The 14,520-nt window shown below is 60.2% G+C and carries 18 protein-coding genes; 17 read left to right on the plus strand and 1 reads right to left on the minus strand.

Translation table 11 applies throughout. The features are described 5' to 3' along the window. Positions 1-75: 75 nt before the first annotated feature. A complete protein-coding gene (locus RGV33_RS12095) occupies positions 76-549 on the plus strand; it encodes a proteasome subunit beta (protein ID WP_322144407.1) in 474 nt (157 codons plus the stop codon). 215 nt (positions 550-764) lie between these two features. Here RGV33_RS12095 and RGV33_RS12100 read toward each other — a convergent pair whose 3' ends face one another. Further along, positions 765-971, minus strand: coding sequence for a hypothetical protein (locus tag RGV33_RS12100; RefSeq protein WP_322144408.1), 207 nt, complete (start codon positions 969-971; stop codon positions 765-767). A 90-nt stretch (positions 972-1,061) separates the two neighbouring features. Between RGV33_RS12100 and RGV33_RS12105 the strand changes: the two genes are divergently transcribed. The 16 genes from RGV33_RS12105 to RGV33_RS12180 all read left to right on the plus strand — a co-directional run bounded on the left by RGV33_RS12105 (position 1,062) and on the right by RGV33_RS12180 (position 14,517). Then, positions 1,062-1,586 carry a hypothetical protein gene (locus tag RGV33_RS12105; protein ID WP_322144409.1) on the plus strand — a complete coding sequence of 175 codons (525 nt, stop codon included), beginning with the start codon at positions 1,062-1,064 and terminating at the stop codon, positions 1,584-1,586. A gap of 1 nt (position 1,587) precedes the next feature. After that, positions 1,588-3,078, plus strand: coding sequence for a terminase (locus tag RGV33_RS12110; RefSeq protein WP_322144410.1), 1,491 nt, complete (start codon positions 1,588-1,590; stop codon positions 3,076-3,078). Next, positions 3,078-4,538, plus strand: a complete 1,461-nt coding sequence (locus RGV33_RS12115; RefSeq protein ID WP_322144411.1) for a DUF4055 domain-containing protein — start codon at positions 3,078-3,080, stop codon at positions 4,536-4,538. The genes RGV33_RS12110 and RGV33_RS12115 overlap by 1 nt, the downstream gene beginning before the upstream one ends. Beyond that, on the plus strand, positions 4,474-5,568 hold the full coding sequence (locus RGV33_RS12120) for a minor capsid protein (protein WP_322144412.1): 1,095 nt from the start codon (positions 4,474-4,476) through the stop codon (positions 5,566-5,568). Before RGV33_RS12115 ends, RGV33_RS12120 begins: the two co-directional genes overlap by 65 nt. Positions 5,569-5,576: 8 nt before the next feature. Next, positions 5,577-6,062, plus strand: coding sequence for a DnaT-like ssDNA-binding protein (locus RGV33_RS12125; protein WP_322144413.1), 486 nt, complete (start codon positions 5,577-5,579; stop codon positions 6,060-6,062). A gap of 84 nt (positions 6,063-6,146) precedes the next feature. Then, entirely contained in the window at positions 6,147-6,884 is a 738-nt protein-coding gene (locus RGV33_RS12130) for a hypothetical protein (protein WP_322144414.1), read from the plus strand. Positions 6,885-6,887: 3 nt separating this feature from the next. Continuing rightward, positions 6,888-7,865 (plus strand): major capsid protein, encoded by a 978-nt coding sequence (locus tag RGV33_RS12135; RefSeq protein ID WP_322144415.1) that lies wholly within the window; start codon positions 6,888-6,890, stop codon positions 7,863-7,865. Between the two features lie 55 nt (positions 7,866-7,920). Continuing rightward, positions 7,921-8,226, plus strand: a complete 306-nt coding sequence (locus tag RGV33_RS12140; RefSeq protein ID WP_322144416.1) for a HeH/LEM domain-containing protein — start codon at positions 7,921-7,923, stop codon at positions 8,224-8,226. A gap of 10 nt (positions 8,227-8,236) precedes the next feature. Continuing rightward, positions 8,237-8,614: a hypothetical protein gene (locus RGV33_RS12145; protein WP_322144417.1), complete on the plus strand. Its 378-nt coding sequence runs from the start codon at positions 8,237-8,239 to the stop codon at positions 8,612-8,614. Positions 8,615-8,616: 2 nt separating this feature from the next. Beyond that, entirely contained in the window at positions 8,617-9,009 is a 393-nt protein-coding gene (locus tag RGV33_RS12150; protein ID WP_322144418.1) for a hypothetical protein, read from the plus strand. A 1-nt stretch (position 9,010) separates the two neighbouring features. Further along, the gene (locus RGV33_RS12155; RefSeq protein WP_322144419.1) at positions 9,011-9,595 is read left to right on the plus strand and encodes a hypothetical protein; all 585 of its coding nucleotides are present in this window, start codon (positions 9,011-9,013) and stop codon (positions 9,593-9,595) included. Further along, entirely contained in the window at positions 9,592-10,011 is a 420-nt protein-coding gene (locus RGV33_RS12160; RefSeq protein ID WP_322144420.1) for a phage tail terminator-like protein, read from the plus strand. The genes RGV33_RS12155 and RGV33_RS12160 overlap by 4 nt, the downstream gene beginning before the upstream one ends. Positions 10,012-10,079: 68 nt before the next feature. Then, complete coding sequence (locus tag RGV33_RS12165; protein ID WP_178964876.1) at positions 10,080-10,751, plus strand: phage tail protein; 672 nt, start codon at positions 10,080-10,082, stop codon at positions 10,749-10,751. 2 nt (positions 10,752-10,753) lie between these two features. Further along, a complete protein-coding gene (locus RGV33_RS12170) occupies positions 10,754-11,134 on the plus strand; it encodes a phage tail assembly chaperone (protein WP_322144421.1) in 381 nt (126 codons plus the stop codon). 62 nt (positions 11,135-11,196) lie between these two features. Continuing rightward, positions 11,197-11,454: a DUF1799 domain-containing protein gene (locus RGV33_RS12175; protein ID WP_322148663.1), complete on the plus strand. Its 258-nt coding sequence runs from the start codon at positions 11,197-11,199 to the stop codon at positions 11,452-11,454. A gap of 27 nt (positions 11,455-11,481) precedes the next feature. Beyond that, on the plus strand, positions 11,482-14,517 hold the full coding sequence (locus RGV33_RS12180; RefSeq protein ID WP_322144422.1) for a phage tail tape measure protein: 3,036 nt from the start codon (positions 11,482-11,484) through the stop codon (positions 14,515-14,517). Positions 14,518-14,520 lie beyond the last annotated feature (3 nt).

Consider the following 14,520-nt stretch of genomic DNA (forward strand, 5'->3'; position numbering starts at 1 on the left):
CATAATTTGAGCATCATCAATACCACGAAAATCCGCAGAATGAAGTTATGCGGTGCTTTCACTATAGGGGGAAAGATGACGACCATTGCCTACAAAGACGGCGTGATCGCCTATGACTCCCAGGTAACCCGTGGTGACGTCATCACCTACGACGATTACGAAAAATGCCTTGAGCGCAATGGGGTGAGGTTCTTCTGCTCCGGTGCCGTCTCGGACTATCAGTGCCTGGTTGATGCTTACTTCGGTGCAAAGCCTGAAAGCAACATCGACGTTTCCGCCATCGTGCTGGACGGTGAGCAGTTGATGCTTGTTGCCGTGGATGACGCAACGGGTTTATGGAAATCGCCGATCATGCTGGATCGCCCATACGCCATTGGTAGCGGTACGCCCTACGCGTTCGCCACAATGGACATGGGCGCGACTGCTTATCAGGCGGTAGAGATGGCTGCCAAGCGCGACACCAGCACCGGCGGCACAATCCGCACTGTAGTGGTGGCCGAGATTCTAGAGCCAGGTAACGCGGACGTTGGTCAGGCGCATAAGTTCTAAAGATTCTTCGAGACTCTTGGTCCCGACGATTTGGTTACCTTTCCCCCCGAATTTCAAGTTCATCAGCAACTCATGAGCATCCACCCGCTCAGGGGCCTCGCCTTGAATTGTCTGCGGTGCATTAATGTGCTCATAGGTCAATTCGTACTTGTGCATTATTTATCTCGGTATGGGCTAATGGTAGGTGTGCCGCAGGTGAGTGCGGCGCAGGTGGATCACTTGACTTTCAGGGCTTCTTGGATTTGATCTGCATACTTACTTAGGTTGGCAAGCTCCCATTGCAATTGGACGCTGCCAGTCGAGTTGAGTACTTTTGATTGGATCAGAGTTAGAGCGGCGTTGACCGCAGCCTCGCGCGCACTAACTGGGTCGTCATTGCCAAAATCGTCAGTGGGCTTAAGGTCTTTGAAGTTTTCCGACATTTTTACTTCCTTGCAGGTTGTTGGAAATTCACCAATACCGGCAACGCGCCACTATTTCAATCCCGCCTTTAGGCTGACCTGAGACAATTTATGACAACCAAGCAACCCGACTGGGAGGCAATCGAGCGCGCCTACCGGGCCGGGATGCTTTCCTTGCGTGCTATGGCGGAACAGTTTGGCTCAAAGGAGTCGACAATCCGCAGCAGGGCAGCCAAGAATGGATGGAAGATGGATCTGACCGCCCAGGTAAAGGCGGCAACCAAAGAAAAGCTTTCGCGCAGCATTTCGCGCACCACCGTCGCGCAATCTGATGTGCGCGAAGATGCGCAGATTATCGAGGAAGCCTCAGACATTGCGGCTTCTATCGTGTTGTCACACCGTGCTGATCTTGCGCAATGGCGCGGGATCGCGAACAAGCTGCGCGATGCGCTGGAAGAGCTTCCGGTCACTGAAGATAACCACGGCGACTTCGCCCGATCCTTGAACGCTGGTGTTGATGCCCAGCTCAAGGTCATCAAGGGCGAGCGGCAGGCCTACAACCTCGACACTGAGACCGGTGACAAGACAGTCAGCGACCTGGCTGCACTGATGGACGATCTATCGAAGGAAGCCTGACATGAAGCCCGAGCACTTGAAGCTGCTCCGGGATAAGCGTTGGAGGCTCAATAATCTCTACTTCATCACGGACAAAGGCGGCAAGAAGGTCCGCTTCCGGATGACGGACGAGCAGATCGAATACTTCGACGGGATGCACACCCGCAACATCATCCTGAAGGCCCGGCAGCTTGGCTTCACGACCGAGTGCTGCATCATCCAACTCGACGCGGCCCTGTTTGAGTCGGCCAAGTGCGCCCTGATCGCTCACACCCTGAACGACGCCAAGCGACTGTTCCGGGAGAAGGTCAAATATGCCTACGACAACCTGCCTGCTGAAATACGCGCTGCCAACCCTGCTTCTAACGATGCTGCTGGTGAGCTTGTGTTCAGCAAGGGCGGATCTGTCTACGTGTCCACGTCCTTCCGGGGCGGGACTCTACGGTATCTGCACGTATCCGAGTTCGGGAAGATCTGCGCCAAGTTTCCCCACAAGGCCAGAGAGATCGTCACCGGCGCCTTCGAGGCTGTCGCCACCGATTGCTTCGTCACGATTGAATCGACGGCGGAGGGCCGGGCAGGCTACTTCTTCGACTACTCGCAGAGCGCGGAACGCCAACAGCTAGCCGGCGTGCCGCTTGGCCTGCTGGACTGGAAGTTTTTCTTCTTCTCCTGGTGGAAGAACAAGGCCTACTGGCTTGACCCGACCGACGTGGTCATCCCGCAGCGCTTGACCGACTACTTCAACGAACTGTTTGCCAAACACGGAATCGACACCAACCCAGGCCAGCGCGCCTGGTACGCCGCCAAAGAGAAGACGCTCGGCGACGACATGAAGCGGGAATACCCGTCACTGCCGGCGGAAGCCTTCCAGCAGTCGATCGAGGGCGCCTACTACGCCAAGCAGTTCACCAAGCTGTATGGCGCACAGAGGATCGGCCCGCTACCGGACAACAGTCATCTGCCGGTGCACACGATATGGGATATCGGCGTCGGCGACTCCACGGCCATCTGGTTCGTTCGGATCGTCGGCGAGGAATACCACGTTATCGACTTCTACGAGAACAGCGGCGAAGGCCTTCGGCACTATATGAAGGTGCTCAAGGATCGCAAGTACACGTACGGCGATCACTGGGGCCCCCACGACATCGACAACCGTGAATTTGGTAGCGACGGCAAGACCCGCCGAGAAATCGCCCGAGAGGGCTATGAGATCGACGGGCAAAAATACAGCCTCAAGTTCAACGTTGTCCCCAAGATTGGTATCGACGAGGGCATCGAGCACGTACGGGAAATCCTCCCGAACTGCGCCTTCGATGAGTCTAAGTGCGAACTGGGCATTTCCTGCCTGGAGAACTACCGCAAGGAGTGGGACGACAAGCGCGGCTGCTGGAAAGACAAACCACTTCACGACTGGTCATCGCACGGCGCGGATGCATTCCGCTACTTCGCCGTCTCGATGGGCCGACGCAAACGCACAGGCGGAACACGCCGAATTGGAGGCTTGGCCTGATGCCAGTGCAATCGACAAACCCCGACTACGACGCGCACATCGCCGAGTGGGAGATGATGGACGACGCGCTCGAGGGTGAGTGCGCCGTGAAGCGCAACGAGCGCAATCTGCCCAAGCCGAGCGGCATGGTCGAGGCGGAAAAGCTCGACGGCGCTGGCAACAAGTATCTCTACGAAAACTACACGAACCGGGCTCAATACGAACACTGGGTGCGTGATTCGCTGCGGTCGATGATGGGCCTGGTCTCACGGTTGATCCCGGAGATCGAGCTGCCTGGCGGCCTGAAGGGGCTGGAAGACAACGCAACGGCAGACGGCTTCGGCCTGAAGCAGCTGTTCTTCCGCATGGTGCGCCAGGCCATTTCCCATGGTCGGGTGCCGCTGGTGGTGAACATCGACGAGAGCGGCGAGCCATACTTCTCGACGTACGCCACACGCAACGCGATCAACTGGGATACTGCTGATCAAGGCGGCCGGCAGGACCTGGTCCTCTCGGTATTCCGCGAGTTTCGCAAGAAGGGCGGTGACCGATACAGCCATGACTGCGACACGGTGTTTCGCGAGTTCTTCATGCTGAACGAGGTCTGCTACACGGCCGTGCGCAATGAGGGCGGTGAGTTGGTCGAGGATGAAAAACCACTGGGCACCACCGGCACGGACAACCGCCTGGTCAAAGGTCTGGCTTACCTGCCGGTGATCTACTGCGGCTCGACCGACAACTCGCCGGACGTCGACGAGGTGCCGCTGCTGACCATGGCGCGGGCTGCGATCAAGTCTTACCAGATCAGCGCTGACTACTTCAGCTCTCTGCACCAGACCAGTCACCCGCAGCCGTGGGTATCCGGCCTGGATGAGGCGGTTGAATTGAGCGTAACCGGTCCATCCGCCGCCTGGGATCTCGGCCCTAATGGCAAGGCTGATTACCTGGAGTTCAAGGGCACCGGCATTGAAGCCAACCGCAAAGCCATGGATGACCAGAAGAACGCCGCGCTTGAGGCTGGTGCCAAGGTTATGGATGTGGCCGGCACTGAGTCGGGCGAGGCCCGAAAGACCCGCCAGAACGACCAGCACGCCACGCTACACAGCATCGTCATCACGGTGGCCGAGGCAGTGGAGCAGGGCTTGCGGTACGCCGCCGAGTGGAAGGGCTACGACCCCAAGCAGGTCAAGTTCAAGGTGAACCCTGAGTTTGTGACCCCGGTGGTCGACGCCCAGGTACTCGCGGAACTGCTCAAGAGCGTGATGGCCGGCACGATCAGCGCCGATACCTACTGGCAGTACCTCACCACCGGCAAGCTGCCGGACCGCCCATATGACGAAGAGGCCGACCTGATCAGCGATGAGCGCGAGTCGGCCGGCATCAACTTGGACAAAGACGATGCCATCGACAAACCTAGTGCAGGCGGACAGCCAACTGCTGGAGCAGACGACCCGCCACTCGGTAATGCTGGAGCGGCTTAAGGCCGGAGAGGTCAAGAAGTTCGAAAAGTACCTGCGCCAGATCGACAAGCTGGTGCGGGAGCAGCTCACTCGCAAGGAACTGACCACCTACAGCCGGGACCGCCTTGAGCAGTTCCTGGCCCGGGTGGACGGCAAGCTGCTGGAGATCTACAAGGCCTACGGCGACCTGGTGCAGGCCGATCTGGTCGACATCGCGCTGTATGAGTCAACCTTCGAGGCCAAAAGCCTGAGCAATGCGCTCTCCATCGACGCGGTGGTGCCGGCCAACACGGTGATCCGCGCGGCGGTGTTCTCCTATCCGCTTCAGGTCAAGGGCCTCGACGGCGGCAAGCTGCTGAAGAGCTTCGTCAGCGGCTGGACACGTACAGAGACGATGCGCGTCACGAACACCATCCGGCTCGGCTTCGGCCAGGGCCAGACCAACGCCCAGATCATCCAGGCGATTCGCGGTACCGCGGCGCAGAACTTCACGGACGGCGTCCTGGCGGTGAGCAACCGCAATGCTGCCGCTGTGGTGCAGACGGCAATTCAGCACGTAGCCACCACGGCACGAATGGAGACGCTGAAGGCCAACAGCGACGTGGTGCTGGGCTACCGCTGGGTGTCGACGCTCGACCGCAAGACCTCGCAGCAATGCAAGGGCCTGGATGGGATGCGTTTCGACCTGGGCAAAGGTCCGCTGCCGCCGGCGCACATCAACTGCCGGTCGACCACGGTGCCGACCACCAGGCTTTCGGATATGTTCGCGAAGGACGCCACGCGCGCCTCGGTTGGCGACAACGGCGGGGCCCAGGTCGACGCAGGTCTGAGCTATTACGAGTGGCTGGCGACACAGCCGGCGAGCTTTCAGGATCATGCCCTTGGGCCGGTCCGAGGCAAGTTGTTCCGCGACGGCGGGTTGACGCCGGAGAAGTTCGCCAAGCTGCAGCTCGACAAATCGTTCAAACCGCTGACCCTGGCGCAGCTGAAGGAAGCAGAGCCTGACATGTTCACCCGAGCAGGCGTTACACTCGGCGCTCAACCAGGTTGAGATAGCCGATGCAGATCATCGTTGAGGACGGGCAGGGCGCGCCAGACGCGAATAGCTTCGTGCCGCTGGAGAAGCTGACTTTCTACCGCGACTACTACGGGTTCCGGATACCTGAAGCTGAGGCTGACCAGGTAGAACTGCTGCTGCGCGCTGCGGCCGACATCAACGGTCGCCAGTGGAAAGGGCGAAAGGCCAATTCTGACCAGGCAATGGCCTGGCCCCGGCGTGACTGCAAGATCGAATACCAAACGCTTTCCGAGACATTCGTTCCCTTTGAGCTTGAGTGGGGCCAAGTGCGGCTGGCGGTCGAGCTGTATGCAGCAGAGCAGGGCTTTCAGATCGAAGAGCCGACGCATTGCACTGAGCCGAACGGTCGGCGCACCCGGCTCAACCGCGATACACCTGGGTTTCGCATGCGGCCGCCGCCATACGCACCGAGCAGGACGCAATTCGCCGATTACCTGGTCATGCGCGGGCTCTCGATAGTCCGATAAAACGCAGAATTCAAACCAAACCGCCCAATGGGCGGTTTTTTATTGCCTGCAAAGCGGGCCGACCAAACCCAAGGGGTGCACCAAGTGGCAGACGAAAACCAGATTGATCTTGAAGACCCGGCTGTTCAGACCGCCATTGCAGCAGCTGTAGAGGCGGCGACCGTGGGCCTCAAGAACAAAAACACCGAGCTGCTTGGCTCGCTCCGGACCACCAAGACTGAGCTTGACGGCTTCAAATCCCAGTTCGAAGGCCTGGACATCGCGGCTGTGAAGGGGCTACTGACTAAGGTCGGCCAGGACGAAGAGACCAAGCTGATCGCCGAGGGCAAGCTCGACGAGGTCATCACCCGCCGTACCGAGCGCCTGCGCACCGACTACGACACCAAGCTGGCTGCTGAAAAGACCCGCGCCGACAAGGCCGAAGCCTTCGCTGCCAAGTACAGCGACAAAGTGCTGGCCGATTCCATCCGCGCTGCTGCCATCAAGGCCGGCGCGCTCCCCGAGGCTGCCGAGGACATCATCCTGCGTGCCCGGGGCACTTTCAAACTCAGTGAAGACGGTGAGGCAATTGCCACCGACCGTGACGGCGAGGTCGTTTACGGGAAGGACGGGAAAACCCCGCTGTCGCCGCTCGAATGGGCGGAATCTCTGCGTGAAACAGCAACACACCTGTGGCCAAGGGCTCAGGGTGCCGGGCAGACCGGCGACAACGGTGGCAAGGCCACGAAAAAGTGGGGTGAGTACACGGAAACCGAGCGCGCTGCGATCGCCCGTGACAACCCTGAGCTCTTCAAGAGAATCCAGGCCACCAAAGGAACCTAATCCATGGCAACTACCCAACTGACCGACATCTTCGTCGGCGACTACTACGCCTCTCTGGCACCGGTTAACAGCCCGGAAAAGACCGCTGTGTACGAGTCGGGCATTGTGACCCGCTCCCCTGTGCTGGATGCGATCGCCTCCGGCAGCCAAGGCACCGCCGAGATCAGCTACTGGCAGGATCTCAACGCCGATGAAGCCCCGAACATCAGCAACGATGACCCGAACGACCAGGGCGAAGTCGGCAAGGTCACTCAGGACAGCATGCGTGCCAGGGTTCTCTACCTCAACAAAGGCTACGGCGTAACGGACCTGACCGCTGAACTGGCAAACACCGAGCCTCAGCAGCAGATCCGCAACCGCTTCGGTACCTACTGGACCCGCCAGTGGCAGCGTTACACCCTGGGCGCGGCTCGCGGCATCATCGCATCGAACATCGCGAACAACGGCGGTGACATGGTCATCGACGCAGGGGCGGCCATCAGTGCGAACGCCTTCCAGGATGCAGCGTTCACCGCCGGCGATGCCGCTGACCAGTTCGGCGCGATCGGCGTGCACTCGGTGGTGATGAACCAGATGGTCAAGCAGGACCTCATCGAGTACCTGCGCGACTCCGACGGCAAGATCATCCTGGCCACCTACCTCGGCAAGCCAGTCTTCATGGACGACGCTCTGGTGTATGGCACGGGCAAATACCTGTCCGTGTTCTTCGGCCAGGGCGCTTTCGGTTACGGCGAAGGTACCCCCAAGGTGCCGGTAGAGCTGGAGCGCAAGCCAGGCGGCGGTAACGGCGGTGGTGCTGAGGTGCTGTGGGAGCGGAAGACCTACATCCTCCAGCCCGCCGGCTTCAGCTGGAAGGGGTCCGAGGCTCAGAACCTCAGCCCGACCGCGACTCAGTACGCCGCTGCCGCGAACTGGCAGCGCGTGTTCAGCCGCAAGCAGGTCCCGTTCGCCGCTGTCATCAGCGGTACCACCACGCCGTAATTCGGCCCACATAACCTGGCGCCTGTATGGCGCCGGGATGCTTTTGAGGTGACTTATGAGAGTGATCTACACGGACAACCCGGGCAAAGAGCGCGGCGTGTGCTACCGCCTGCTGAACGAATTTTTCGGTGTCATCGGCTCCGCCACCGAGGTGGTAGTCGATGGCGATGCACCGGATATCTTTGATGCTTACCAGGCTGCCGGGATCAAGGTCTCCGGCGGCAAGGAGCAGGAAGCTCCTGAAACCGACCCTCTGAAAATGAAGGTCCCCGAGCTGAAAGAGTGGCTGGCCGCGAAGGGCATTACCTTCGACGCTACCGCGAAGAAAGAAGACCTGCAGGCCCTGGTGCCAGCGGAATAAGGACAAACACATGACCGACTTCATCACCGTTGCCGATGTTGATGCCTCGCTGGGTCCTGACTGGGCTGGCACCGGTGATCCGGTCCTTGCTGTGACCATGGCCAATGCCTGGCTCACCGCCAAGATTAAGCGGGCTGTTCCCGATCCGGTTCCGGCCGAGATCAAAACAGCCGGCGCCCAGGTCGCCAAAGAGGCGGCGGCGGGCAAGTTGTACACGTCCACGCAGAAGGAAGTGCAGAGCAAGACGGTATCAGCTCAGTCCGGCACATCAGTGAGCAAAACCTACGTGGCCGGCTCTACCGATCAATCGGCCGGCGTGAACTTCGCCTTGGCCTTGCTGGAGCCGTGGATCAAGCGCTCCGGCGTGATGATGCTGAAAAGGATCTGATCATGGGGATGCGCGAAGAAATCCAGGCCGACCTGGCTGAAGCATTCGACGATCCTGATGGCCTGGCCGATGCTGTCAGGCCTGTGACGGGCGCGCGCAAGGTTGCGGGCGAGTACGACCCTGACCTGGGTGGCGAAACGCCGGAGACCACTGTTACCTACATGGGCCGCGGCGTCCTGGGCAGCTACTTGTCCAAGGAAATCGACGGCTCTCTGATCCAGACGACCGACAAGAAGCTGCTGGTGCTGCAAAACGAACTGTTCGTGTCGGAGGCCGGCGTGCCGACGGCGGTACCGGCTGCCCCGGTCATTGGCGATATCGTCAACGGGCTGCGGGTGATGAACGTGTCTGCGGACCCTGCTGATGCAACATGGACGGCGCAACTGAGGAAGTGACATGGCGACTCAATCCGGCAGCTTCGCCCTGAGCCTGACCGAGTTCGCCGCTCAGACGGGTGAAGCCATCGATGCCAGCGTGCGTGAAATCATCATTGAGGTCGGCAGCAGCCTGATTCGCATGTCTCCCGTGGGTAACCTGGAGATCTGGGCGCAGAACGCAGTGGCCACCCAGTACAACAAGGCCGTCGACGATCACAACAGCGCGTTGCGCAGTGACCCGGCCAACCTCACGAAGGGTGGCAGGCTGAAGAAGGGCCGCAAACTCAACGACGGCATGGACCTTAAGGCGCCAGAGGGCTACGTCGGCGGCCGGTTCCGTGCGAACTGGCACATCTCGCTCGGCGTGGTCGAGAACGTCACCTTTGACGAGGTAGACCCAAGCGGCGGCGAGACTACCGCGGCACTGGTTGCAGCGATGAGCGACTTCACCGCCGGCCAGATGGCCTACATCATCAACAACTTGCCCTACGCGATTCCGCTGGAGTTCGGCCATTCCACTCAGGCCCCCGGCGGCATGGTCCGAGTAACCGTGGCTCGCTTCCAGCAGATCGTGCTGGAGGCCATCAGGAACAACCAGGTATGAGTCACGCAATCATCGCTTCGATCTACGAGGCCAAGCTCATCGCCTGGAACGCTGCCAGGTCGGAGAAGCTTAAGATCGTCTTCGAAAACACGGCCTATATGCCCGCGGCAGGCGAGACCTACCTGCGAGCCTTCACTATCCCGGGCGACACCGTGAGCAACACGCTCGGCGGTGATCACCGGCTGTTCACCGGCGTGTTCCAGGTGAGCATCAACGTGCCTGCGGGCACCGGCAAGACCAAGACGAATCCGATTGTGGCTGAGTTGACTGGCCTGTTCCCGCTGTATGTGCGCGACACGAAGAACGGCTTCGTCGTCACGCCCATAACGCCGGTAGATCAGGGGCCAGGTATCACTGGCGACTCCACCTACACCGTCCCGCTGTCGTTCTCATACCGGTCCGACACCACACCATAACCCGCCCGTTGGGCAAATCCTGAACCCGCCATGTGCGGGTTTTGTCATTTCTGCAAAGAGGAAAACCCATGTCTGTTTACTTCCCCAACGGGGCAACACTGGCGATCTCGACTGGCTTCGCCGCTGCGAAGGTGATCGCCAGCATTACCAATGCCAATCCAGGCGTCGCCACATCCCTTGCCAACGGCTTTGCCAATGGCGACATCCTGCTGATTACTTCCGGCTGGGAAGACATCAACGAGCGGGCTGTGCGTGTCTCTGCCGCCGCTGCGGGTGCCTTCACTCTGGAAGGTATCGACACCTCGAACACATCGTTCTTTCCGGATGGCATCAGCGCCGGCACTGCCAAAAAGGTCACCGGCTGGGTTGCTGTGAACCAGGTGATCGGCAACTCGATGTCCGGCGGTGAGCAGCAGTACTGGACCTACGCACCGCTCGAGGCGCGCCGAGACAAGCAGATCCCAACTACCAAGAACGCCCAGGCTTTCTCGTTCCAGCTCGCAGACGACGACAGCCTGGCCTGGTACGACGAACTCGACAAGGCCGACCGCGAGAAGGAAGTGCGGATCCTGCGGATGTCGCTGCCGAACGGAAAAACGATCTACTACGCCGGCTATCCGTCCTTCAACAAGAGCCCGACCCTGGTGCGCAACGAAGGTGCCGCCGTTGCTTTCGGCTTCACCATCAACGCTGAAATCACAGCGTATCGCGCCCCTGTTGCGGCCGGCGGCGGGAACTGATCATGGCAAAGTTCAAAATTGCCCAGGCCCCAACATTCAAGGGGCCGGTAATGATCCCCATCGTTGGCCAGGCGCCTGTGAAGGTTGAATTCACCTTCAAGTACCGCGATCGTGTTGATCTTGCCACCCTTTTTGACGAGTGGAACCAGCGCCGCAAAGAGGGTTTTGAGCGCCTTGGCGACAACCCCTCTCTGTCGGATGTGGTGACTGTCGATACCGAGCAACAGGCACAGCAGATCAAGGATCTGGTCGTCGGCTGGGAATTCGGCGACAAGTTCGACGAGGAAAGCATCAAGGCGCTGGTGAAATCCTGCCAAGGCACCACCGAGGCTGTTGTCGCGGCCTACGAGGACGCGTACGCCAAAGCCCGATCGGGAAACTGATACGCGTCGCACGCGCTCTTTACGAGTCTGCGCCAGATGCCGAAAAGCTTGCGGCATACGGCCTGGAACTCTCGGACCTCGACGAAACATTCGAAGTCTGGCCCTGCAACTGGCCGGCGTTTTACCTGTTCAACAGGATGTCGACTCAGTGGCGGGCGGGCGCCGGCGGCGCGATCGGTCTCGACTACACCTGCATCCGCGACGTGGCCGGCTTCCTCGGCATCAAGAAAAAGAAACTCGCTGAAATCTTCCCTGACCTTCAGGTGCTGGAAGGCGAAGCCCTGCGCGTTATGGCGGAGGAAAGGGAAAACAGCCCGTAACCACGGGCACTTATTCAAGGTGAGTCGATGAATATTGCAGAACTCGGCGTCAAGATCGACTCGGCCGATGCAATCCAGGCAAAAACGAGCCTGGATGAAATGGCGAAGGCCGGCGGCCGGGCCGAGCAGTCCGCCGCTTCGCTGATGAACGAAATGCAGGCGCTGGAGAAATTACTTTCCACCAGCGCCAAGACCACGCAGGACCTGGCAAAGCAACGCGATGCGCTCACGAAACTGACGAAGACCGGAGCCTATGGCGAGGCCGAGGCCGCGAAGATCTCGGCGCAGCTCGATAAGCAGCAGATTGCCCTGGCCAAGTCTGCGATGGATGAGCAGAAGGCCTTGAACAGCCTGCTGGGGGCGATTGACCCGGCTCGCGGCGCTCTGGCCAAGCTGGACACACAGGTCGAGCAACTGGGCAAACACTTGGACGCCGGCCGCATCAGCCAGGATCAGTACAACACTGCCCTGAGCAAGATCGACAAGGACTACGCCAAGCTCGAAAAGACCACCACCGGTTTTGACAAGCTGCGCCTCGGCACCCGCCAGGCGCAGGAAAACGTCGTGCAACTGGGCAATGCGCTGTCCTCGGGCGACTGGGGTAGCGGCGTGCGTGCCGTTGCTCAGTTGGGCGCCGGGGCTGGCGCAGGTGCTGCCGGGTTGCTCGCCATCCTGGGGCCGCTGGCCCTGGCCACCGCAGCCGTGGGAGGCTTGGCGGTTGCCTATTACAAGGGCAGCGAGGAGCAGGGCCGCTACAACAAGTCACTGATTCTCACCGGCAACTACGCGGGCGTGAGCGCCGGCCAGCTCGGCGATATGGCGCGCCAGGTGAGCGCAACGGTCGGCACAACCGGCCAGGCTGCCGCAGTGCTGGCGCTGCTGGCCGAAAACGGCAAGATCGCCGGCGAGAGTTTCACCGGCATCACCCAGGCTGCCGTGTCGATGCAGGAAGCCACCGGCAAGGCAGTGAGCGAAACAGTCGCTGAGTTCTCCAAGCTGGCAGATGACCCGGTAAAGGCTTCTGCTGCGCTGAATGAGCAGTACCACTACCTGACGGCCTCGGTTTACTCGCAGATCGCCGCGCTGGAAGAGCAGGGCGACCATGCGGGCGCCGTGAAGCTGGCGACCGAATCCTATGCCGATGCGATCAACGAACGTACGCCGAAGATTCTGGAAAATCTGAGCTTCTGGGAGCGGGCGTACAACGCTGTTGCCCAAGCAGCAGACTCGCTTAAAAACGCTGGCCGCCGCGACATCAACGCGGACATCGAAAACGCCAAAGCCGGGCTTCTTGAAGCCGAAAGCATGGACGGGTTGTTTCAAAGCCAAAAGTCCAAGGATGCCCTGATTGAGTTCAGGCGCGACCGGCTGAACATGCTGGAGGATGAGAAGGCCGCCCAGGCGGACATTGCTCAATACGATGGTGACCAAGCCAAGGCCCAACAGGCCGCCGTCACTGCTATGGGAAAAGTCGATGCGCTCACGAAGTCATCGTTGACCAACGAGCAGAAGCGCGCCGAGGCCCTGAAGGATTACAAGCGACAACTCGACGACATCCGCAAGGTTGATCCGAAGGATTCGCGACTCGATCAATCGGCAATCGATAAAAACATTTCCAACATCAACGACAAATTTAAGGACCCGAAGGCGGCTGCAAATCAGGTTGACCTGACCAGTTTTAACAACGCCAAGAACAACCTGGCGGCCATCGTTGATGAGTACAAAAACACCCAGAAGCAACTGGACGCGGCAGAGAAGGCCGGGCTGATTTCTCACGCCGAATATGCATTGAAGCGTGAAGCTCTGATCGGCAACCAGCGCGACGAGGTGACCGCAGCCTATGAGGCCGAGATTACAGCGCTGGAGGCCGTCAAAGGCAAGAAGTCCACGACTGCTGCCCAGAGCATCCAGTTGGACCAGAAGATCGCTGACGCGCGCGCGGGGATGGTCAAGGCGCAGAAGGAGGCCGACAGCCAGCTTGAGGTGTTGGCCACAAACGAGACTGGGCGTCTGGCCAAGCAGGAGCGGTCGTTTACGTCGTACGTCCAGGCACTGGGTCAGCAGCAGCGAGCACTGGAGCTTGCCGGCCAACGCGCAGTACTCGGCGTGGGCCAGGGTGACCGCCAGAACGCGCTCAACGGCGAACTGAACAGCCAGCAAGACCGGTTTGCGCAGCAGTCACTGGAGTTGGCCAACCAGAAATCCGACCCGTCGCGCAACATGTCGGAGGAGGAGTTCAATCGTAAGTCCCAGGCACTCGCAGACGCGAACAAGGCCGCCACGGACCAGATCCGGCAGAACTACGCGGATGTGGAGGCGGCTCAGGGCGATTGGACGAAGGGCGCGACATCGGCCTGGGACAACTATCTGGATTCGGCGAAGAACATTGCCGGCCAGACCAAAAGCCTGTTCGGCAATGCCTTCAGCAGCATGGAGGACGCGGTCGTCAACTTCGCAATGACCGGCAAGGCATCGTTCTCGGACTTCGCCAAGTCGATCCTTGCGGACATGGCGCGGATTGCTACCCGCCAGGCGAGTTCGGCATTGTTGAGCAGCTTAGTTGGCGCAACGGCCCGCTACTTCGGTGGCGGCGGTGGCTCTGGCGGGGCAAGCCAGGCCGGGTACACCGGTACCGACCTTTCAAACTTCACCCCGGGCAGCATTCAGGCCAAGGGCGGCGCATGGTCTGGCGGTGTGCAGATGTTCGCCGACGGCGGCGCATTCACCAATTCGGTCGTCAGCAAGCCCACGGCGTTCGGTATGGCCAACGGCAAAACCGGTGTCATGGGCGAGGCGGGCGATGAGGCAATCATGCCGCTCACTCGCACAGCCAACGGCAAGCTGGGTGTTTCTGCGGTTGGCGGCGGCGGTGGAGGGGTAACCCTCAGCCTCAGCATGCCGATCATCCTGACGGATCAGGAGGCTGGTCGCCCAGACGGTGCTGAGTTCGATGCCGAACTGTTCCAGCGCAACATGGAGTCGCGCACCCGGCAAATCGCAACAGAAGAGATCGCCAAGTCTTGGCGCCAGGGCGGCGTGAGCAGCCGAAACGTAAAAGGATGATTT

It is taken from the genome of Pseudomonas sp. Bout1, from assembly GCF_034314165.1.
In the GTDB taxonomy this organism is placed as follows: Bacteria; Pseudomonadota; Gammaproteobacteria; order Pseudomonadales; family Pseudomonadaceae; genus Aquipseudomonas.

Excerpts from the sequence above, each read along its gene's own strand:
- RGV33_RS12170 (WP_322144421.1), top strand. The coding sequence starts at position 10,754 with ATGGCAAAGTTCAAAATTGCCCAGGCCCCAACATTCAAGGGGCCGGTA.
- RGV33_RS12105 (WP_322144409.1), top strand. The coding sequence starts at position 1,062 with ATGACAACCAAGCAACCCGACTGGGAGGCAATCGAGCGCGCCTACCGG.
- RGV33_RS12160 (WP_322144420.1), top strand. The coding sequence starts at position 9,592 with ATGAGTCACGCAATCATCGCTTCGATCTACGAGGCCAAGCTCATCGCC.
- RGV33_RS12110 (WP_322144410.1), top strand. The coding sequence starts at position 1,588 with ATGAAGCCCGAGCACTTGAAGCTGCTCCGGGATAAGCGTTGGAGGCTC.
- RGV33_RS12140 (WP_322144416.1), top strand. The coding sequence starts at position 7,921 with ATGAGAGTGATCTACACGGACAACCCGGGCAAAGAGCGCGGCGTGTGC.
- RGV33_RS12145 (WP_322144417.1), top strand. The coding sequence starts at position 8,237 with ATGACCGACTTCATCACCGTTGCCGATGTTGATGCCTCGCTGGGTCCT.
- RGV33_RS12115 (WP_322144411.1), top strand. The coding sequence starts at position 3,078 with ATGCCAGTGCAATCGACAAACCCCGACTACGACGCGCACATCGCCGAG.
- RGV33_RS12125 (WP_322144413.1), top strand. The coding sequence starts at position 5,577 with ATGCAGATCATCGTTGAGGACGGGCAGGGCGCGCCAGACGCGAATAGC.
- RGV33_RS12155 (WP_322144419.1), top strand. The coding sequence starts at position 9,011 with ATGGCGACTCAATCCGGCAGCTTCGCCCTGAGCCTGACCGAGTTCGCC.
- RGV33_RS12100 (WP_322144408.1), bottom strand. The coding sequence starts at position 971 with ATGTCGGAAAACTTCAAAGACCTTAAGCCCACTGACGATTTTGGCAAT.
- RGV33_RS12095 (WP_322144407.1), top strand. The coding sequence starts at position 76 with ATGACGACCATTGCCTACAAAGACGGCGTGATCGCCTATGACTCCCAG.
- RGV33_RS12135 (WP_322144415.1), top strand. The coding sequence starts at position 6,888 with ATGGCAACTACCCAACTGACCGACATCTTCGTCGGCGACTACTACGCC.
- RGV33_RS12180 (WP_322144422.1), top strand. The coding sequence starts at position 11,482 with ATGAATATTGCAGAACTCGGCGTCAAGATCGACTCGGCCGATGCAATC.
- RGV33_RS12165 (WP_178964876.1), top strand. The coding sequence starts at position 10,080 with ATGTCTGTTTACTTCCCCAACGGGGCAACACTGGCGATCTCGACTGGC.
- RGV33_RS12150 (WP_322144418.1), top strand. The coding sequence starts at position 8,617 with ATGGGGATGCGCGAAGAAATCCAGGCCGACCTGGCTGAAGCATTCGAC.